At 69.9% G+C, this 20,319-nt stretch carries 18 protein-coding genes and 2 pseudogenes; 12 read left to right on the forward strand and 8 right to left on the reverse strand.

Going from position 1 to position 20,319, the window contains the following annotated elements; all coding sequences use genetic code 11:
- Positions 1–46 precede the first annotated feature (46 nt).
- Positions 47–1,021 (forward strand): GTPase Era, encoded by a 975-nt coding sequence (gene era / locus EES42_RS10030; protein WP_124717787.1) that lies wholly within the window; start codon positions 47–49, stop codon positions 1,019–1,021.
- A gap of 23 nt (positions 1,022–1,044) precedes the next feature.
- Here era and EES42_RS10035 read toward each other — a convergent pair whose 3' ends face one another.
- Both EES42_RS10035 and EES42_RS10040 read right to left on the reverse strand, forming a co-directional pair.
- On the reverse strand, positions 1,045–1,311 hold the full coding sequence (locus EES42_RS10035) for a protealysin inhibitor emfourin (protein WP_124717788.1): 267 nt from the start codon (positions 1,309–1,311) through the stop codon (positions 1,045–1,047).
- Positions 1,312–1,359: 48 nt separating this feature from the next.
- On the reverse strand, positions 1,360–2,436 hold the full coding sequence (locus tag EES42_RS10040; protein WP_124717789.1) for a M4 family metallopeptidase: 1,077 nt from the start codon (positions 2,434–2,436) through the stop codon (positions 1,360–1,362).
- Between the two features lie 295 nt (positions 2,437–2,731).
- On the opposite strand from EES42_RS10040, the gene leuA reads away from it, so the two are divergent.
- The 5 genes from leuA to EES42_RS10065 all read left to right on the forward strand — a co-directional run bounded on the left by leuA (position 2,732) and on the right by EES42_RS10065 (position 7,613).
- Positions 2,732–4,519, forward strand: a complete 1,788-nt coding sequence (leuA, locus tag EES42_RS10045) for a 2-isopropylmalate synthase (RefSeq protein ID WP_124717790.1) — start codon at positions 2,732–2,734, stop codon at positions 4,517–4,519.
- A 207-nt stretch (positions 4,520–4,726) separates the two neighbouring features.
- On the forward strand, positions 4,727–5,404 hold the full coding sequence (locus EES42_RS10050) for a TerB family tellurite resistance protein (RefSeq protein WP_124717791.1): 678 nt from the start codon (positions 4,727–4,729) through the stop codon (positions 5,402–5,404).
- Between the two features lie 45 nt (positions 5,405–5,449).
- A complete protein-coding gene (gene recO / locus EES42_RS10055; protein WP_124717792.1) occupies positions 5,450–6,196 on the forward strand; it encodes a DNA repair protein RecO in 747 nt (248 codons plus the stop codon).
- Positions 6,197–6,231: 35 nt separating this feature from the next.
- Positions 6,232–7,056, forward strand: coding sequence for an isoprenyl transferase (locus EES42_RS10060; protein ID WP_124717793.1), 825 nt, complete (start codon positions 6,232–6,234; stop codon positions 7,054–7,056).
- Between the two features lie 23 nt (positions 7,057–7,079).
- On the forward strand, positions 7,080–7,613 hold the full coding sequence (locus EES42_RS10065; protein WP_124717794.1) for a YcxB family protein: 534 nt from the start codon (positions 7,080–7,082) through the stop codon (positions 7,611–7,613).
- 76 nt (positions 7,614–7,689) lie between these two features.
- On the opposite strand, the gene EES42_RS10070 is transcribed toward EES42_RS10065, so the two are convergent.
- The 4 genes from EES42_RS10070 to EES42_RS10085 form a co-directional block, all read right to left on the reverse strand.
- The gene (locus EES42_RS10070; RefSeq protein WP_124717795.1) at positions 7,690–8,124 is read right to left on the reverse strand and encodes a Fur family transcriptional regulator; all 435 of its coding nucleotides are present in this window, start codon (positions 8,122–8,124) and stop codon (positions 7,690–7,692) included.
- A 65-nt stretch (positions 8,125–8,189) separates the two neighbouring features.
- A complete protein-coding gene (locus tag EES42_RS10075) occupies positions 8,190–9,083 on the reverse strand; it encodes a metal ABC transporter permease (RefSeq protein WP_124717796.1) in 894 nt (297 codons plus the stop codon).
- A 2-nt stretch (positions 9,084–9,085) separates the two neighbouring features.
- Positions 9,086–9,868 (reverse strand): metal ABC transporter ATP-binding protein, encoded by a 783-nt coding sequence (locus EES42_RS10080; RefSeq protein ID WP_124717797.1) that lies wholly within the window; start codon positions 9,866–9,868, stop codon positions 9,086–9,088.
- 38 nt (positions 9,869–9,906) lie between these two features.
- Entirely contained in the window at positions 9,907–10,860 is a 954-nt protein-coding gene (locus tag EES42_RS10085) for a metal ABC transporter substrate-binding protein (protein WP_124717798.1), read from the reverse strand.
- Positions 10,861–11,065: 205 nt separating this feature from the next.
- On the opposite strand from EES42_RS10085, the gene EES42_RS10090 reads away from it, so the two are divergent.
- The 3 genes from EES42_RS10090 to EES42_RS10100 all read left to right on the forward strand — a co-directional run bounded on the left by EES42_RS10090 (position 11,066) and on the right by EES42_RS10100 (position 13,164).
- On the forward strand, positions 11,066–12,448 hold the full coding sequence (locus EES42_RS10090) for a glycine--tRNA ligase (protein WP_124717799.1): 1,383 nt from the start codon (positions 11,066–11,068) through the stop codon (positions 12,446–12,448).
- 89 nt (positions 12,449–12,537) lie between these two features.
- Positions 12,538–12,741, forward strand: a complete 204-nt coding sequence (locus EES42_RS10095; RefSeq protein WP_124717800.1) for a hypothetical protein — start codon at positions 12,538–12,540, stop codon at positions 12,739–12,741.
- Positions 12,742–12,927: 186 nt separating this feature from the next.
- Positions 12,928–13,164: a DUF6243 family protein gene (locus EES42_RS10100; protein ID WP_124717801.1), complete on the forward strand. Its 237-nt coding sequence runs from the start codon at positions 12,928–12,930 to the stop codon at positions 13,162–13,164.
- A 78-nt stretch (positions 13,165–13,242) separates the two neighbouring features.
- Here the strand turns inward: EES42_RS10100 and EES42_RS10105 are convergent.
- Positions 13,243–13,779, reverse strand: a pseudogene (locus EES42_RS10105) (MFS transporter); the annotation flags it as partial.
- A gap of 2 nt (positions 13,780–13,781) precedes the next feature.
- Here EES42_RS10105 and EES42_RS10110 point away from each other — a divergent pair.
- Positions 13,782–14,141 (forward strand): annotated as a pseudogene (locus EES42_RS10110) (XRE family transcriptional regulator); the annotation flags it as partial.
- Here the strand turns inward: EES42_RS10110 and EES42_RS10115 are convergent.
- Positions 14,114–15,598 (reverse strand): MFS transporter, encoded by a 1,485-nt coding sequence (locus EES42_RS10115; protein WP_124717802.1) that lies wholly within the window; start codon positions 15,596–15,598, stop codon positions 14,114–14,116. The pseudogene EES42_RS10110 and the gene EES42_RS10115 sit on opposite strands and share 28 nt — an antisense overlap.
- A 70-nt stretch (positions 15,599–15,668) precedes the next feature.
- On the opposite strand from EES42_RS10115, the gene dusB reads away from it, so the two are divergent.
- Complete coding sequence (gene dusB / locus EES42_RS10120) at positions 15,669–16,817, forward strand: tRNA dihydrouridine synthase DusB (RefSeq protein WP_124717803.1); 1,149 nt, start codon at positions 15,669–15,671, stop codon at positions 16,815–16,817.
- A gap of 612 nt (positions 16,818–17,429) precedes the next feature.
- Complete coding sequence (gene ppdK / locus EES42_RS10130; RefSeq protein ID WP_124717805.1) at positions 17,430–20,177, forward strand: pyruvate, phosphate dikinase; 2,748 nt, start codon at positions 17,430–17,432, stop codon at positions 20,175–20,177.
- The last annotated feature ends 142 nt before the right edge of the window (positions 20,178–20,319 follow it).

Raw genomic sequence — 20,319 nt, forward strand, 5'->3', positions numbered from 1 at the left:
CCCCGCCGCGGCCCTTGGTGCGGCGGGGCCGCCGGGATCGGGGACAATGGGCGCCATGAGCGTTCGACCTGACACAGATGCCGCCGCGCAGCAGGCCGCGGGCAAAGCCCCCCACCGGGCCGGTTTCGCCTGCTTCGTGGGCCGCCCCAACGCGGGCAAGTCCACCCTCACGAACGCTCTGGTCGGCCAGAAGGTGGCGATCACCTCCAACCGGCCGCAGACCACCCGGCACACCGTGCGCGGCATCGTGCACCGCGACGACGCGCAGCTGATCCTGGTCGACACCCCCGGCCTCCACAAGCCGCGCACGCTGCTGGGCGAGCGGCTCAACGACGTCGTACGGACCACCTGGGCCGAGGTCGACGTCATCGGCTTCTGCCTGCCGGCCGACCAGAAGCTCGGCCCCGGCGACAAGTACATCGTCAAGGAACTCGCGGGCATCAAGAAGACCCCGAAGATCGCCATCATCACCAAGACCGACCTGGTCGACTCCAAGCAGCTCGCCGAACAGCTGCTGGCCGTCTCCCGCCTCGGCGAGGAGCTCGGCTTCGAGTGGGCGGAGATCATCCCGGTCTCCGCGGTCAAGGACACCCAGGTCGGTCTGCTGGGCGACCTGATCGCCCCGCTGCTCCCGGAGAGCCCGCCGCTCTACCCGGAGGGCGACCTCACCGACGAGCCCGAGATGGTCATGGTCGCGGAGCTGATCCGCGAGGCCGCGCTCGAAGGCGTACGGGACGAGCTGCCGCACTCCATCGCGGTCGTCGTCGAGGAGATGCTGCCGCGCGAGGGCCGCCCGGCGGACAAGCCGCTGCTCGACATCCACGCCAACGTCTACATCGAGCGCCCGAGCCAGAAGGGCATCATCATCGGCCCGAAGGGCAAGCGGCTGAAGGACGTCGGCACCAAGTCCCGCAAGCACATCGAGGCACTGCTCGGCACGCCGGTCTTCCTGGACCTCCATGTGAAGGTCGCGAAGGACTGGCAGCGCGACCCCAAGCAGCTGCGCAAGCTGGGGTTCTGAGCCGAGCTACCGGAAAACCGGTCTCACGCGCCCTCCTTCAGGACGCGTGAGACCAGTGCCCGCTGGGCGTCGGTCAGCTTCGGGTCCGCGCAGTGGACCGTCCGGTCGCCGACCGTGATCGCATACCGGAAGCCGTCCGGCACACCGCCGGGCGGGGTGTCGTGGCCCGCGGCGAGCGCCGTCTCGGCCAGCGCCTCCCACTCCGGCGCGTCGGCCAGCCCGGCGGTGTCGACCTCGCGGCGGCGTGCGATGCCGGCGAAGCCGCCGGTCCTGCTGACCTGGATCCGCATGTGATGTCCTCCAACGCCGGGCGGGCCGGGCAAGGGGCCGGAACCGCGTTATGCGGTCGGTACGCCCACTTCCGACCACGCCTTCAGGACGGCCTCGGCCTCGTCGCCCTCGCCGAAGCGGCTGCGGGCGGCGGCGACCGTCAGCCTGGCGAAGTCCGCGAAGTCCGCGTCCACGGCCAGTTGACCACCTGTGAGCACATCGAACCAGAGTTGGCCGGCCCGCTCCCACGCATTGCCGCCGAGCGCCGTCGCCAGCAGATAGAACGCGCGGTTCGGAATGCCCGAGTTGAGGTGCACCCCGCCGTTGTCCTCGCTGGTGTGGACGTAGTCCTCCATCTTCGCGGGCTGCGGGTCCCTGCCCAGCACGTCGTCGTCGTACGCCGTGCCCGGCGCCTTCATCGAGCGCAGCGCGACGCCCTGGACGCGGGGCGCGAGCAGCCCGGCGCCGATCAGCCAGTCCGCCTGGTCGGCGCTCTGGCCCAGCGAGTACTGCTTGACCAGGGAGCCGAAGACGTCGGACATGGATTCGTTGAGCGCGCCGGACTGGCCGTAGTAGCTCAGATTGGCGGTGTACTGGGTCAGGCCGTGGGTCAGCTCGTGGCCGATCACGTCGATGGCGACGGTGAAGTCCAGGAAGATCTCGCCGTCCCCGTCGCCGAAGACCATCTGCTCGCCGTCGAAGAAGGCGTTGTTGTACTTCTCGTCGTAGTGCACGGAACCGATCAGCGGCAGTCCGTTGCCGTCGATCGAACGGCGGCCGTACGCCTTGAGCAGCAGCTCGAAGGTGGCGCCGAGGCCCGCGTACGCGCGATTGACGCTCGCGTCCTTCGTCGGCTCCTGGCCCTCGGCACGGACCTTGGTGCCGGGCAGCTGCGTGCCGTTGCGGCAGTCGTACAGCACGCGCTCGGGCTTGTCGGACACCTCCCCGTCGGACGCGGGGGCGACGGGCACGGTGACGACCGTGGCCATCTGGCGGCGGGTGCGGCGGGCCGCGTCGCCCTCCAGGGTGCGACGGGCGGGGCCGGCGAGATCGGGGTTGTCGGACTGCGACAGCTTGTCGAGGACCTGGGGCGGCACGATCGTGCAGAAGACGGGGCGGAACCCGTGCGGTGACTGAGGCTGCATACACCCGACTGTGGCAGCAGGTAACCGCGTTGTCACTGGTTGCGATCAGGATTGACGAAATGGAGTGATCGATCACGGTTGGGTGTTTCGTGCGCCCGGTCCCGCATACTGATACGGGACCGACGCATCAGGCGCCTCTCGGTTAGTCTCGTCGCATCATGCGTTTCGGGCTGCTTCTTCTTAGCTGCCGCGGCGAGGGCCTGTAGTCGTAGGCCGACCCCCTCCCCGCGGAGTCTGGTGTTGCAGCGACACAGTCGGCCGTCCCACCTGGTTGGACCCCGAGGAGCCGTACGCCATGACCGCCGCAAATCCCGCTCAGTCCCCCGCTGGAACCGCTGTCGGCCGTCCGACGCCGATCACCAACGCGACTCAGCTGCAGAAGCCGTCCGGGATGCCGATCCACAAGTACGGCAGCTACGAGGCCGTCGAGATTCCCGACCGCACCTGGCCGGACAACCGGATCACGGTCGCGCCCCGCTGGCTCTCCACCGACCTGCGCGACGGCAACCAGGCCCTGATCGACCCGATGTCCCCGGCCCGCAAGCGCGAGATGTTCGATCTGCTCGTACGCATGGGCTACAAGGAGATCGAGGTCGGCTTCCCGTCCTCCGGCGAGACCGACTTCGCGTTCGTCCGCTCCATCATCGAAGAGGGCGCGATCCCCGAGGACGTGACGATCTCCGTCCTGACGCAGGCCCGCGAGGACCTGATCGAGCGGACCGTCGAGTCCATCGTCGGCGCCCACCGCGCCACCGTGCACCTGTACAACGCGACGGCGCCCACGTTCCGCCGGGTCGTCTTCCGCGGCTCCAAGGACGACATCAAGCAGATCGCCGTGGACGGCACCCGGCTGGTCATGGAGTACGCGGAGAAGCTGCTGGGCCCGGAGACGACCTTCGGCTACCAGTACAGCCCCGAGATCTTCACCGACACCGAGCTGGACTTCGCCCTGGAGGTCTGCGAGGCGGTCTGCGACGTCTGGCAGCCGGAGGAGGGACGCGAGATCATCCTCAACCTGCCCGCCACCGTGGAGCGTTCGACGCCGTCCACGCACGCGGACCGGTTCGAGTGGATGTCGCGCAACCTGTCGCGCCGCGAGTTCATCTGCCTGTCGGTCCACCCGCACAACGACCGCGGCACCGCCGTCGCCGCCGCCGAGCTGGCCGTCATGGCCGGTGCGGACCGGATCGAGGGCTGCCTGTTCGGCCAGGGCGAGCGCACCGGCAACGTCGACCTGGTCACCCTGGGCATGAACCTGTTCTCGCAGGGCGTCGACCCGCAGATCGACTTCTCGCAGATCGACGAGATCCGCCGCACCAGCGAGTACTGCAACCAGATGGAGGTCCACCCGCGCCACCCCTACGCGGGCGACCTGGTCTACACCGCCTTCTCCGGCTCCCACCAGGACGCCATCAAGAAGGGCTTCGACGCCATGGAGGCCGACGCGGCCGCCCAGGGCAGGACGGTCGACGACATCGAGTGGGCGGTGCCGTACCTGCCGATCGACCCGAAGGACGTCGGCCGCAGCTACGAGGCCGTCATCCGGGTCAACTCGCAGTCCGGCAAGGGCGGAATCGCCTATGTCCTGAAGAACGACCACAAGCTGGACCTGCCGCGCCGGATGCAGATCGAATTCTCCCGGATCATTCAGGCCAAGACGGATGCCGAGGGCGGCGAGGTCACGCCGACGCAGATCTGGTCCACGTTCCGCGACGAGTACCTGCCCAGCCCGGAGAACGCCTGGGGCCGCGTACAGATCCGCACCGGCCAGACCACGACCGGCTCCGACGGCAAGGACACGATCACCGTCGAGGCGACCGTGGACGGCGCGGACACCGTGCTGACCGGCACCGGCAACGGACCGATCTCCGCGTTCTTCGAAGCGCTGCAGGCCATCGGCATCGACGCCCGGCTGCTGGACTACACCGAGCACACCATGAGCGAGGGCGCCAGCTCCCAGGCCGCCTCGTACATCGAGTGCGCGATCGACGGAAAGGTCCTGTGGGGCATCGGCATCGACGCCAACACCACCCGGGCCTCGCTGAAGGCGGTCGTCTCCGCGGTCAACCGCGCCACCCGCTGATCCGGCGCCCGCGAGGGCGCACGGCCGCACGGCCGAAAACCCCGTCCACCCGCTTCCGGGGGGCGGGGTTCGGCCATCTCCGGGCGGTTGTGACGGGCGAGGTACTGACGCCACATCACGACTGTGGTTAACATCACGTCCACACGGCAATGTTGCCGGAGCGTTACGGAGGTGTGCGACGTGCGGTCAGCCCTGGGACAACGCGCCATGAAGCTGCGTATCTGCGGCATCCGCACCGTCTGGGACCCCGTCGGCGACGGGGAGTTCTTCTGCCCCGGCTGCGGCGGCGACCGCAACTACCGCAGGCTCACCGGCCGTCGGCGCTTCGCGGTGCTCGGCGTGCCGATGCTGCGGCGCGGCACCGTCGGCCCGGTCGTCGAATGCGCCGCCTGCCGCGAGCACTTCGGCACCGACGCGCTCGACCACCCCACCACCACCCGGCTCTCCGCCATGCTCCGGGACGCCGTCCACACCGTCGCGCTCGGCGTCCTCGCGGCCGGCGGCACCACTTCCCGCACGGTGCTGGAGACCGCGGCCACCATCGTGCGCGGCGCCGGGTTCGACGACTGCACCGAGGACCAGCTCTGCACCGTCGTCGAGGTCCTCGCCGCCGACACCGGCCACGGCTCCGCGTTCGACCCCGCGGCCGAGGCCTGCGGAGCGGCCCTCGCCATCGAGCTGCACGAGGCGCTGGAACCCCTCGGCCCGCACCTCGCCCCCGCCGGACGCGAATCGATTCTGCTCCAGGGCGCCAGGATCGCGCTCGCCGACGGCCCGTACGGGCAGGCCGAGCGCGAGGTGCTGACCACGGTCGGCGGCGCGCTCCAGCTCTGCGCCCAGGACACGGCCCGGCTGCTCGCCGAGGCGGCGCGCACGCCTTCCTGACCCGCCCCGGCCCCGCCCGCCCTCCCCGTACCGGACAATGGACGCATGAGCTTGTTCCGGGACGACGGCGTGGTGCTGCGCACGCAGAAGCTGGGCGAGGCCGACCGGATCATCACGATCCTGACCCGCGGCCACGGCCGGGTGCGCGCCGTCGCGCGCGGGGTGCGCCGCACGAAGTCCAAGTTCGGGGCCCGGCTGGAACCCTTCTCCCACGTCGACGTGCAGTTCTTCGCCCGGGGCAGCGAGCTGATCGGCCGCGGGCTGCCGCTCTGCACCCAGAGCGAGACGATCGCTCCGTACGGTGGCGGCATCGTCACCGACTACGCCCGCTACACCGCCGGCACCGCGATGCTGGAGACCGCCGAGCGGTTCACCGACCACGAGGGCGAGCCCGCGGTCCAGCAGTACCTGCTGCTCGTCGGCGGGCTGCGCACCCTCGCCCGCGGCGAACACGAGCCGCATCTCATCCTCGACGCGTTCCTGCTGCGCTCGCTGGCCGTCAACGGCTACGCACCCAGCTTCGAGGACTGCGCCAAGTGCGGAATGTCCGGACCGAACCGGTTCTTCTCGGTCGCGGCGGGCGGCGTCATATGCGGCGACTGCCGGGTGCCCGGCAGCGTCGTACCCTCGGCTGAGGCCGTCACACTGCTGAGCGCACTGCTCAGCGGCGACTGGGAGACGGCGGACGCGTGCGAGGCGCGTCATGTCAGGGAGGGGAGCGGACTGGTGTCCGCCTATCTGCACTGGCATCTGGAGCGCGGGCTGCGCTCACTGCGGTACGTAGAGAAGTGACACAGGCAGATCAGGCACAGGGAGCGAGACAGTTCATGGCAGTACGCGGGATGCTCGGCGGCCGTAACCGGCGCGACTACAAGACCCCGGAGCCGCACCCCTCCGGTGCCACGCCCCCGAAGATCCCCGGCGAGCTGGTGCCCAAGCACGTGGCCGTCGTGATGGACGGCAACGGCCGCTGGGCCAAGGAGCGCGGCCTTCCGCGCACCGAGGGCCACAAGGTCGGCGAGGGCGTCGTCATGGACGTCCTCAAGGGCTGCATCGAGATGGGCGTGAAGAACCTCTCGCTGTACGCGTTCTCCACCGAGAACTGGAAGCGGTCCCCGGAGGAGGTGAAGTTCCTGATGAACTTCAACCGGGACGTGATCCGCCGCCGCCGCGACGAGATGGACGAACTGGGCATCCGCATCCGCTGGGTGGGCCGCATGCCCAAGCTGTGGAAGTCCGTCGTCCAGGAGCTCCAGGTCGCCCAGGAGCAGACCAAGGACAACGACAGGATGACGCTGTACTTCTGCGTCAACTACGGCGGCCGGGCCGAGATCGCGGACGCCGCGCAGCGGATCGCCCAGGACGTCGCGGCCGGGAAGCTCGACCCGTCGAAGGTCAACGAGAAGACCTTCGCGAAGTACATCTACTACCCGGACATGCCGGACGTGGACCTCTTCGTCCGCCCCAGCGGCGAGCAGCGCACGTCCAACTACCTGATCTGGCAGAGCGCCTACGCCGAGATGGTCTTCCAGGACGTGCTCTGGCCGGACTTCGACCGCCGTGACCTGTGGCGGGCCTGTCTGGAATTCGCCCAGCGGGACCGGCGCTTCGGCGGCGCGGTGGAGGCGGGTACCGCGGAGCCGGCCATCTGACCCTGCCGTTACGATTCCGCCCCATGACAACTCAGGGGCGGGAACTGGAAGGGGCCGTGGTCGAGCTGGAGTACCAGCCGACCACGGCCGATTTCGCGGAGGCGCTGAACGCCCGCGCGAAGATCAGCAGGAGTGGCCGAATGCAGCGCAAGCTGCTGATCCTGATGCCGGCGCTGGCCGTGCTGATGGGCATCACGATCGCGAGCGGCCGGCACGGCCCGGGGGCGCCCGTCTGGGTGGGGCTCGTCTTCGTGATGCTGGCCGTGATCCTGACGCCCTGGCTCCAGGCCCGGCAGCTGTACCGGTTCGCCGTGCGCCAGGGCACCTGCCGCACGGTGGTGCGCGAGACCGGCATAGAGGTGGCCACGGACCACAGCACCATGACCGTCCGCTGGCCGATGGTGCCCCGCTACCGGGAGACGCCGCAGCTCTTCGTGCTGTTCAGCGGCGACAAGCAGGCCACCGGGATCACCATGCTGCCCAAGCGTGCCGTGCGTGGGCAGGAAGAGCTCGACCGGTTGCGGAGCGTGCTCGACCGCAACGTACGAAGGCTCTGAGACGGGCGAGGGCCCGGGGGCGGCGCCCCCGGGCCCTCACTTCGCCCGGGGGCGCCGCCCCCAGGCCCTCACTTCGTCACTTCTTCGGGTCCGCGCACTCCGCGCAGGTGCCGAAGATCTCCACCGTATGGGCGACGTTCACATACCCGTGCTGGGCGGCGATCGTCTCCGCCCACTGCTCCACCGCGGGCCCCTCGACCTCCACGGCCTTGCCGCACATCCGGCACACCAGGTGGTGATGGTGGTCGCCGGTCGAGCAGCGCCGGTACACGGACTCGCCGTCCGTGGTGCGCAGCACGTCGACCTCGCCGGCGTCGGCCAGGGACTGGAGGGTGCGGTAGACGGTGGTGAGCCCGACCGAGTCGCCGCGGTGCTTGAGCACGTCGTGCAGCTCCTGGGCGCTGCGGAACTCGTCCACCTCGTCGAGCGCCGCCGCCACCGCCGCCCGCTGCCGGGTCGACCGGCCGCGTACCGGAGCCGCGTTCGTTCCACTGATCGGCGCCGTCGCCACAGCAGCCTCCTCGTGTCGCCCGTACTTGTGTCGGGCCATTGTGCCAGCCCGTCCGGGCGTCACGGTCAGACCCGGAGCTCGTCCGGGGCCGGACGGGTGGCCGGTACTTCCAGGGTGCACTCCTCGGAGGCCGCTTCGCTCCGGCGGGCGCGGCTTCTGGCCAGCGGGGCCGCCAGCAGGGTCAGGGCGACGAAGACCGCGATGGCCAGCAGCACGATCGTCGCGCCGGGCGGGACGTCCTGGTAGTACGAGGTGACGGTGCCGGCCAGGGTCACCGCCGTACCGATGACGACCGACAGCACGAACGTCACCTTGAAGGACCGGGAGATCTGCTGCGCGGCCGCGACCGGCACCACCATCAGGGCGCTGACCAGCAGCAGCCCGACGACCCGCATCGCGACGGTGACGGTCACCGCCGCCGTCACGGCGACCAGCAGGTTCAGCGCGCGCACCGGCAGCCCGGTGACCCGGGCGAACTCCTCGTCCTGGCTGACCGCGAACAGCTGGCGGCGCAGCCCCAGCGTCACCAGCAGCACGAAGGCGGCCAGCACGCAGATCGAGGTGATGTCCTCGGAGGAGACCGTGGACAGGGAGCCGAAGAGGTACGAGGTGAGGTTGGCGTTGGAGCCGGTGTCGGAGAGGTTGATCAGCAGCACACCGCCCGCCATGCCGCCGTAGAACAGCATGGCCAGCGCGATGTCGCCGCGGGTGCGTCCGTACCAGCGGATCAGTTCCATCACGACGGCACCGGCGACGGCGACCGCGGTGGCCATCCAGACCGGGCTGGTGGAGAGCAGGAAGCCGAGGCCGACACCGGTCATCGCGATGTGGCCGATGCCGTCGCCCATCAGGGCCTGGCGGCGCTGGACGAGGTAGATGCCGACGGAGGGCGCGATGACGCCGACGAGCACGGCGGCGAGCAGGGCCCGCTGCATGAAGGGAGGGTCGAGGAATTCCATGGTCAGCTCAGCAGTCCCGTCCGGACGGGCTCGGAGGCCGCGTGGGGGTGTACGTGGTCGTGTCCGGGCAGCGCGTGCTGGCCCAGGGCCTTCGGCGGCGGCCCGTCGTGCATCACACAGCCGTCGCGCAGCACGATCGCACGGTCGATCAGCGGCTCCAGCGGGCCGAGCTCGTGCAGCACGAGCAGCACCGTGGTGCCGGCCGCGACCTGCTCGCGCAGGGTCGCGGCGAGGATCTCCTGGCTGGCCAGGTCGACGCCGGCCATCGGCTCGTCCATGATCAGCAGCTCGGGTTCGGCGGCCAGCGCGCGGGCGATCAGCACCCGCTGGTGCTGCCCGCCGGAGAGGGCGTCCACCGAGTCCTTGGCGCGGTCGGCGAGGCCGACGAGCTCGATGGCCCGGTCGACGGCGGCCCGGTCGGCCCTGCGGAGCAGGCCCAGCTTCGTACGGGACAGCCGCCCGGAGGTGACGACCTCGCGGATCGTGGCGGGGACGCCGCCGGCCGCCGTGGTGCGCTGGGGCACGTAGCCGATCCGCGCCCAGGAGCGGAAGCGGCGCAGCGGGGTGCCGAACAGCTCGACGGAGCCACCGGTGAGCGGGACCTGGCCGATGACGGAGCGTACGGCGGTCGACTTGCCCGAGCCGTTGGCACCGAGCAGGGCGGCGACCTCGCCGCGGTGGACGGTCAGGTCGATGCCGCGCAGCACCGGACGGGCGCCGAGGGTGGCGGTGGCGCCCCGCACGGCTATCACGGGGTCGGTCGTGGTGCTCCCGGTCTCGGGCATGTGCGCCTCCGATGCTGCTGTGGCGGGGGGTACGAGGGTCACTTCGCGCCGAGCGCCTTCTGCAGGGCGGCGAGATTGGACCGCATGACCTCGATGTAGTCGGCGCCCTTGGACTTGGGCGTGATGCCTTCGAGCGGGTCCAGGACGTCGGTCTTCAGGCCGGTGTCCTTGGCGAGGGTCTTCGCCGTCCGGTCGCTGGCGAGCGTCTCGAAGAACACGGTGGTGGCCCGGTCCTTCTTCGCGATGGTGTGGATCTCGCTGATCCGGGCGGGGCTGGGCTCGGCCTCGGGGTCGACGCCGGCGATGCCCTCCTGGGTGAGGCCGTAGCGCTCGGCGAGGTACCCGAAGGCGGAGTGGGTGGTGATGAACGTCCTGGTGGCGGTGTTCTTCAGGCCGTCCGCGTACGCCTTGTCCAGCGCGTCGAGCTTGCCGACCAGCGCGTCCGTGTTCTTCCGGTAGTCCGCGGCGTGGTGCGGGTCCGCCTTCGCCATGGACTTCCCGACACCCTTGGCGACCTCGGCGTACTTCACCGGGTCCAGCCAGATGTGGGGGTCGGCGCCGGCCTCGTCGCCGTGGTGCTCGTGGCCGTGCTCCTCGCCGCCGGCCTCGGTGCCGTGGTCCTCCAGCGTGGTGAGCTTCGCGGCGTCGACGGCGTCCTTCGCACCGGACTGCCCGATGGCGTCGTCCACGGCGGGCTGGATGCCCTTGAGGTACAGGATGTAGTCGGCGTCGGCGAGCCCGCCGATCTGCCGCGGGCTGAGCTCCAGATCGTGCGGCTCGACGCCCGGCTTGGTCAGCGTGGTGACGGAGACGTGTTCCCCGCCAATCTGCTCGGCCAGGAACTGCATCGGATAGAACGAGGCCACCACGTCCAGTTTGTCGCCGTTCTTGTGGTCCGCGGCGTCCGAGGAGGAGCAGGCGGTGAGCGCGGTGAGGCCGAGGGCGACTGCTCCGGCGACCGCGGCGGTGGGTATGAGGCGGCTGACGTTCATGACAGTCATTTTCAACAAAACTGGAAACGATTGTCAACAAGGCTTATGAGATGACTTCCCTGCCGACGGCGCCGATACCGATTTGATCCAAGGGCCGTGCCCGCCGGTAATCTGAGGCATTCGCCCGCCCGTCTCCTGATCACCACCCCCCACTGAGGCGCTTCGCGCCGCCCCTGTCCAATTTCGTCGCAATGAAGAGAGCACCGTGGCCGCCGACAAGATCGACTCCATCGTCAGCCTGAGCAAGCGCCGTGGCTTCGTCTACCCGTGCAGTGAGATCTACGGCGGTCAGCGCGCCGCCTGGGACTACGGGCCGCTGGGCGTCGAGATGAAGGAGAACCTCAAGCGCCAGTGGTGGCGCTACATGGTCACCTCGCGCGAGGACGTGGTCGGTCTCGACTCGTCGGTCATCCTCGCCCCCGAGGTCTGGTCCGCCTCCGGCCACGTCGCCACGTTCACCGACCCGCTGACCGAGTGCACCTCCTGCCACAAGCGCTTCCGCGCCGACCACCTGGAGGAGGCGTACGAGGAGAAGCACGGTCACGCGCCCACGAACGGCCTGACCGAGCTCAACTGCCCCAACTGCGGCAACAAGGGCACCTTCACCGAGCCCAAGCAGTTCTCGGGCCTGCTCTCCACCCATCTCGGCCCGACCCAGGACTCCGGCTCGGTCGCCTATCTGCGCCCCGAGACCGCCCAGGGCATCTTCACCAACTTCGGCCAGGTGCTGCAGACCTCGCGCAAGAAGCCGCCGTTCGGCATCGCCCAGATGGGCAAGTCCTTCCGGAACGAGATCACTCCGGGCAACTTCATCTTCCGCACCCGCGAGTTCGAGCAGATGGAGATGGAGTTCTTCGTCAAGCCGGGCGACGACGAGGAGTGGCAGCAGTACTGGATGGACCAGCGCTGGAACTGGTACACGGACCTCGGCATGCGCGAGGAGAACATGCGCTGGTACGAGCACCCGGCGGAGAAGCTCTCCCACTACTCCAAGCGCACCGCCGACATCGAGTACCGCTTCCGCTTCGGCGGCAGCGAGTGGGGTGAGCTGGAGGGCGTCGCCAACCGCACGGACTACGACCTCAAGGCGCACTCCAAGGCCTCGGGCACCGACCTGGTGTTCTTCGACCAGGAGGCCGGCGAGCGCTGGACCCCGTACGTCATCGAGCCGGCGGCCGGTGTCGGCCGCGCGATGCTCGCCTTCCTCCTCGACGCCTACATCGAGGACGAGGCGCCCAACGCCAAGGGCGTCATGGAGAAGCGCACCGTGATGCGTCTCGACCCGCGCCTGGCGCCGGTCAAGGTCGCCGTCCTGCCGCTGTCCCGCAACCCGCAGCTGTCGCCGAAGGCCAAGGGCCTCGCGGCCGACCTGCGGAAGAACTGGAACATCGAGTTCGACGACGCGGGCGCCATCGGCCGCCGCTACCGCCGTCAGGACGAGATCGGTACGCCGTTCTGCGTCACCGTCGACTTCGACACCCTCGACGACAACGCGGTGACCGTGCGCGAGCGCGACACCATGAAGCAGGAGCGCGTCTCCCTGGACCAGATCCAGGCCTACCTCGGCGCCCGCCTGCTCGGCTGCTGACGTATCGCCCGCACCGACGAAGCCCCCGGTTCCCCGTACGGAACCGGGGGCTTCGTTGCACACTGGGCACCCCCACCCAGGAGGCCACGATGCCGTCGATGACCACCAGCAGGGTCACCCGATGGGACCGGCACGGCCGTGAACACACCGTCCACGTGCGGAAGTCGGGCGTGCGGCGGCAGCTGAGCTGCGACACCTGCGGCTGGGACGAACGGGTGCAGTTCCTGCCCTGGCTCAAGGCCGGGGAGCACCTGGCCGAGGCCCATCGGGCGACGGTCGACCCGTCCGCCTGAGCACCCGGCGCGGGACCCGGGCCCAAAAGCCGGTGCGGGTGCGCACCGGACCGGGGTACGGTTCCGGCATGTCTTCGTTCTTCCAGATCTACGAGTGAGAGCGCGGCGGGTTCGACCACCCGCCGCCCACCGGACCCCTTCCAGGTCGCCTGAGACCTCACTTCGCACTACGAACCGGAGAACGCCGTGGCCAAGAGCCGTAACAACCTTCTCGGTGTGGGCGGACAGCGCAAGAAGCTGTCCCGCGCCGATCAGCAGGGCGCGGGCGCCGCCCGCAACACCGACCGCAAGGCGGCGGCCGACCAGAAGCAGGAGCTGCTGCGCAAGATGCGCGAGCGTGCCCAGTCCGGCACCGCCCCCGAGGCGGCCCCGGCGGACGGTGCCGCGGACGCGTCCGGGCAGGACGCCCCGGCCCAGAGCTGACGCCTCCTCACCACCCGTACGACCGTGGGCCCGGATCATCTCGTGATCCGGGCCCACGCCCGTGTCCGCGGCCCGCGCTCACGCCACCTTGCGCGGCAGCCGCAGGCTCAGCAGCGTCGTCAGCACCACCGCGGCCAGCTGCACCAGCAGTGTCACGGCCAGCGCGTCCCGCATCCCGGCGCCCGGGACCAGGGCGAGGAAGAGCGTGCCGAGCGTGGCGACCCCCAGGGCCAGCGCGGCCTGCTGGGTCGTCGTCATCACTCCGCCGCCCACCCCGGCCCGCGCGGCCGGTACGTCGGAGAGCACGATCCGGAACAGGACGGGCAGCTGGAGCCCCTGCCCGAACCCCGCGATCGCGACCCCCGGCAGCAGCCCCAGCGCCCCGAGACCGGACCACTCGCGCCACACGGTGATCGCCAGCACCAGCACCCCCGTCGCCTGGATCAGCCCGCCGGTCGTCACGACCCGGCTGCCGTACCGCAGGATCAGCCGCGGACCGGCCAGCGACGCCACGAAGAACGCCGCCGCCATCGGCGCCATCGACAGCCCGGCCGCGGCCGGACCCACCTCCAGCCCCTGCTGGAGGGCCACCGCGATGACGAACATGAACCCGCCGCACCAACGCCGAGTGGCGCTCCTCCGTCGTCGACCTCCCCGAGGTGAACCGGCTGGTGGCCGCCAAGTTCCGCAGGGCGATGGCCGAGCACCTGGCCGAGCCCGCCTGGAAGGCGCTCCTGGGGCGGCTGGAGGAGTCGTCCGCGGAGTTCCGGGAGATCTGGGCCCGGCACGAGGTGGTCGGCGCGGGCAGCCGGACGAAGGTCTTCCGCAACGCCCACGTCGGACTGCTCCGCGTCGAACACACCGACCTGTGGCTCGGCCCGTCGAGCGGGCCGCGGATGGTGACGTACGCCCCCGCCGACGAGGAGACCAGGCAGCGCCTCGACCGGCTTCAGGCCTTGGAGCCCGCCGACGTCTGATCCCCGGCCGGGACGTCCGCCGGCCGCTCCAGCCGCCGCGCGGTCCGCAGCGCCGTCTCCCGCGCCCAGCGCCCGCTGGTCAGCGCCCCCACCAGCAGGACGCACAGCCCGCACCCGGCGAGGATCCACCAGGCGGGCTTGCTCGCGTCCACGAAGGCCTCGGCGTAGGCGGCGCCGCGCGGCGACCCGGTGCCGGCCACCCCGGCCGCCAGCACCGCACCGATCACGGCGACCCCCAGCGTCCCGCCGATCTGCCGGCTGGTCGAGGCCACCGCGGCCGCCACCCCGGCCTGCGAGCGGGGCATCCCGGAGACGGCCGTGTTGGTGATCGGCGCGTTCACCATGCCGAAGCCCAGGCCGAACAGCACATAGCCGGTGAACAGCAGGACGTTGTCCGTCTCCGCGTCGAACGCGGCGAACAGCAGCCCGCACGCCGTCATGGCCACGCCCGCCACGAGCAGCGAGAGCCGGGGGCCGCGGTTGCCGACGAGCCGTCCGGACAGCGGTGCGCAGACGAAGGTCAGGGCCGCCATCGGCAGCATGTACAGACCGGCGTGCAGCGCGCTCAGCCCGCGCACGTTCTGCAGGTACAGGGTGTTGAGGAAGAGGAACCCGCTCAGCGCGGCGAAGGCGCTGACCGCTATGACGGTGGCACCGCTGAACGGGGCGCTGCGGAAGAACCGCAGATCGATCAGGGGCTCGGCCCGCCGGGGCTCGTACAGCAGCAGGCCGACGAGCGAGCAGGCGGCGAGCGTCGCGAAGGCCAGGATGCGGGCCGAGGTCCACCCGGCCGAGGGTGCCTCGATGATCGCGTACGTGAGCGAGCCGAGCAGTCCGATCACCAGCAGCTGCCCCACCGGGTCGGGGCGGCGCGGCTTCGGGGCGCGGGACTCGGGAACGTACCGCCAGGTGAGCAGGAGCGCGGCGAGGCCGACCGGCAGATTGACCCAGAAGATCGACCGCCAGCCCACCGAGTCCACCAGCAGACCGCCGATCACCGGTCCCGCCGCCATGGAGATGCCGACGACACCGCCCCACACCCCGATGGCCCGGGCCCGCTCGCGCGGGTCGGTGAAGGTGTTGGTGATGATCGACATCGCGACCGGATTGAGCATCGAACCGCCCACCGCCTGCACCATCCGGAACGCCACCAGCGACTCCAGGTTCGGCGCCACGGAGCAGAGCAGCGAACCGAGGGTGAACAGGACGAGCCCGATCTTGAAGATCTTCCGGCGCCCGATCCGGTCGGCGGTGGAGCCCGCGAGCATCAGCAGCGAGGCCAGTACGAGGGTGTAGGCGTCGATCGTCCACTGCATGCCCGCGACGGTGGCGTGCAGTTCCTCCTGCATGGACGGGAGGGCGACGTTGAGCACGGTGTTGTCGAGACTGACGATCAGCAGACTCATGCAGCAGATCGCCAGTACCAACTGCCGGCGGCGGTGGCTGAGCTCGGGCATACATGGATAGTACGGTTAACTAACGAACTCCGCTGCCGGGGAGCCCCGCTCCGTACGCGACAATGGAGCAATGACCACGCTCGCCCCCTCGCTCCCCCTGCTCCGGATCGGCCCGCACACCGTGCAGCCGCCGGTGGTGCTCGCCCCCATGGCCGGCATCACCAACGCCCCGTTCCGCACCCTGTGCCGGGAGTTCTCCGGCGGCAAGGGGCTGTTCGTCAGCGAGATGATCACCACGCGGGCGCTGGTCGAGCGCAACGAGAAGACCATGCAGCTGATCCACTTCGACGCGAGCGAGACCCCGCGCTCGATCCAGCTGTACGGGGTGGACCCGGTCACCGTCGGCAAGGCCGTCCGGATGATCGTCGACGAGAACCTCGCCGACCACATCGACCTGAACTTCGGCTGCCCGGTCCCCAAGGTGACCCGCAAGGGCGGTGGCTCGGCGCTCCCGTACAAGCGGCCGCTGCTGCGCGCGATCCTCAACCAGGCGGTCTCCAACGCGGGTGATCTGCCGGTCACCATCAAGATGCGCAAGGGCATCGACGACGACCACATGACCTACCTGGACGCGGGCCGGATCGCGGTCGAGGAGGGTGTCACGGCCGTCGCCCTGCACGGCAGGACGGCCGCCCAGCACTACGGCGGCACCGCCGACTGGGACGCCATCGCGCGCCTGAAGGAGCACGTCCCGGAGATCCCCGTCCTCGGCAACGGCGACATCTGGTGTGCGGACGACGCCCGCCGGATGATGCGCGAGACCGGCTGCGACGGCGTGGTCGTGGGCCGGGGCTGCCTGGGCCGCCCCTGGCTCTTCGGCGACCTGGTGAGCGAGTTCGAGGGCACGGGGGCGCGGCAGGCGCCGGGGCTCCGCGAGGTCGCCGATGTGATGCTGCGGCACGCGACGCTGCTGGGGGAGTGGATCGGCGACGAGACGCGCGGCGTGATCGATTTCCGCAAGCACGTGGCCTGGTACCTCAAGGGCTTCTCGGTCGGCTCGGAGATGCGCAAGAGGCTCGCGGTCACCTCCTCGCTGGAGGAGCTCGGCGGACAGCTGCGGGAGCTGGACCTGGACCAGCCGTGGCCGGACGGCGCGGACGGGCCGCGCGGGCGCACCTCGGGCAACAACCGCGTGGTGCTGCCGGACGGCTGGCTGAAGGACCCGTACGACTGCGCGGGCGTGAGCCCGGACGCGGAGCTGGACACCTCGGGCGGCTGAGGGGTCCCCCCGGTCTTCCGGGCAGCTCTCGGGCACGCGGCGCCACAGGCACCGCGTGCCTCTTCTTTTGCCTCGCTCATGTGAGCGCAACATTCGGCCGGAATCGGTGGTGGTTCGGTCGATGCGCGACTCGAACGAGTCGGAAACGGGCGTCGCACGGTGAACCTGCCTCCCCCTGGCTCTCCCTGGTTCCATTTCGGTGATGACTTCATGACGGGCAGTTGCTGATCGGGCGTCCGGATGGTGACATCTGAGCGCTGACCGTAGAGTGATTCTCGCCACCCTGAGAGTCGATGCGCTCAGATGAGCGCAATTTTGAGAGCTGCATTTCTCAAATGATGGCACTGGGTGCCAAGGGCCTCCACTTTGATCGATCGACGCTTCCACTGCGTAGCGTCATCGAAATGGCGAACACCGGTGGCCCTCGGTGTTTATGTGTTCAAGAGTTGAACACATGCTGCCGATCGGGCTACAGGTCGCGTCACTTTCGATCTGCTGGCGGACGGGTGGTTGAGGCCTCATGACGCGCAAGTGGACGTACCCAGACACCTTCGATCTGGGTATGTTCCTCGCCGTCAGGGCAGCCACCGCGTCCTCGAGGAGTCGAGACCCGTGTCGGAAAACAAAGATCCCCACGTAGCCACCCCGGAATCCCCGGAGCTCAAGGGCGAGAAGTTCGTTTATGACTTCACCGAGGGCAACAAGGATCTGAAGGACCTCCTCGGCGGCAAGGGCGCGAACCTCGCCGAGATGACCAACCTCGGGCTTCCCGTCCCTCCGGGATTCACCATCACCACCGAGGCGTGCAAGGTCTACCTCGAAAGCGGTGAGGAGCCGGCCGCGCTCCGCGCCGAGGTCAGCTCGCACCTCGACGCCCTCGAAGCGCGGATGGGCAAGAAGCTCGGCCAGGCCGACGATCCGCTGCTGGTCTCGGTCCGCTCCGGCGCGAAGTTCTCGATGCCCGGCATGATGGACACGGTCCTCAACATCGGTCTCTCCGACGAGTCCGTGGTCGGTCTCACCGCCCAGGCCGGCGACGAGCGGTTCGCGTGGGACTCCTACCGCCGCCTCATCCAGATGTTCGGCAAGACCGTCCTCGGTGTCGACGGCGACCTCTTCGAGGAGGCGCTGGAGGCGGCGAAGGAGGCCAAGGGCGTCACTGTCGACGTGGACCTCGACGCGGCCGACCTGAAGAAGCTGGTCAAGCAGTTCAAGAAGATCGTCGCGCGGGACGCCGGACGCGACTTCCCGCAGGACCCGCGCGAGCAGATGGACCTGGCCATAAAGGCCGTCTTCGACTCGTGGAACACCGACCGGGCCAAGCTCTACCGCCGTCAGGAGCGCATCCCCGGCGACCTGGGCACGGCCGTCAACGTCTGCTCGATGGTCTTCGGCAACCTCGGCCCCGACTCCGGTACGGGCGTCGCGTTCACCCGCGACCCGGCCAGCGGCCACCAGGGCGTGTACGGCGACTACCTGCAGAACGCGCAGGGCGAGGACGTCGTCGCCGGTATCCGCAACACCGTGCCGCTCGCCGAGCTGGAGTCGATCGACAAGAAGTCGTACGACCAGCTGATGCAGATCATGGAGACCCTCGAAACGCACTACAAGGACCTGTGCGACATCGAGTTCACCATCGAGCGCGGCCAGCTGTGGATGCTCCAGACCCGGGTCGGCAAGCGCACCGCCGGTGCCGCCTTCCGGATCGCGACCCAGCTCGTCGACCAGGGCCTGATCGACGAGGCCGAGGCGCTCCAGCGGGTCAACGGCGCGCAGCTGGCGCAGCTGATGTTCCCGCGCTTCGACGACGACGCGAAGACGGAGCTGCTGGGCCGCGGTATCGCGGCGTCCCCGGGTGCGGCGGTCGGCAAGGCCGTCTTCGACTCGTACACCGCGGTCAAGTGGTCCCGCTCCGGCGAGAAGGTCATCCTGATCCGCCGCGAGACCAACCCCGACGACCTCGACGGCATGATCGCGGCCGAGGGCATCCTGACCTCGCGCGGCGGCAAGACCTCGCACGCGGCCGTCGTCGCCCGCGGCATGGGCAAGACCTGTGTCTGCGGCGCCGAGGACCTGGAGGTCGACACCAAGCGCCGCCGGATGACGGTGGGCGGCCGGGTCATCGAGGAGGGCGACGTCGTCTCCATCGACGGTTCCACCGGCAAGGTGTACCTCGGTGAGGTCCCCGTCGTGCCGTCCCCGGTCGTCGAGTACTTCGAGGGCCGGATGCACGCCGGCGCCGACGACGCCGACGAGCTGGTCGCCGCCGTGCACCGGATCATGGCGTACGCGGACCGGGTGCGCCGGCTGCGGGTGCGGGCCAACGCCGACAACGCCGAGGACGCGCTGCGGGCCCGCCGCTTCGGCGCCCAGGGCATCGGTCTGTGCCGCACCGAGCACATGTTCCTCGGCGAGCGCCGCGAGATGGTCGAGAAGCTGATCCTCGCGGACACCGACGCCGAGCGCGAGACCGCGCTGGAGGAGCTGCTCCCGCTCCAGAAGGCCGACTTCATCGAGCTGTTCGAGGCGATGGACGGACTGCCCGTCACCGTACGGCTGCTCGACCCGCCGCTGCACGAGTTCCTGCCCGACATCACCGAACTCTCGGTACGGGTCGCGCTCGCCGAGTCCCGCAAGGACGCCAACGAGAACGATCTGCGCCTGCTCCAGGCCGTGCACAAGCTGCACGAGCAGAACCCGATGCTGGGCCTGCGCGGGGTGCGCCTCGGTCTCGTCATCCCCGGCCTGTTCGCCATGCAGGTACGGGCGATCGCCGAGGCCGCGGCCGAGCGCAAGAACGCCAAGGGCGACCCGCGCGCGGAGATCATGATTCCGCTCGTCGGCACGGTCCAGGAGCTGGAGATCGTCCGCGAGGAGGCCGACCAGGTCATCGCCGAGGTCGAGGCCGCCACCGGCACCCGGCTGAAGCTCAGCATCGGCACGATGATCGAGCTGCCGCGCGCCGCGCTGACCGCGGGCCAGATCGCCGAGGCCGCGCAGTTCTTCTCCTTCGGCACGAACGACCTGACCCAGACGGTGTGGGGCTTCTCCCGCGACGACGTGGAGGCCTCGTTCTTCACCGCGTACCTGGAGAAGGGCATCTTCGGGGTGTCGCCGTTCGAGACGATCGACAAGGACGGCGTCGGCTCGCTGGTCCGCAGCGCCGTCGCGGCCGGCCGGGCCACCCGCCCGGACCTGAAGCTCGGCGTCTGCGGCGAGCACGGCGGGGACCCGGAGTCGGTGCACTTCTTCCACGAGGTGGGTCTGGACTACGTCTCCTGCTCCCCGTTCCGTATCCCCGTCGCCCGGCTCGAAGCGGGCCGTGCGGCGGCGGACTCGACCGGCAGCGACAGTCGCTGAACCGGCAGTCGCTGAACCGGCAGCGACAGCCGCTGAACCGGCAGTCGCTGAACCGGCACCGGGTCCACTGACTCCGTGACCCTTTGACCCGGAGCCGCCGTCGGCCGGGCACCACCCTCACCGGCCCGACGGCAACTCCGGA

The organism is Streptomyces sp. ADI95-17, assembly GCF_003846175.1.
Lineage (GTDB): Bacteria > Actinomycetota > Actinomycetes > Streptomycetales > Streptomycetaceae > Streptomyces > Streptomyces sanglieri.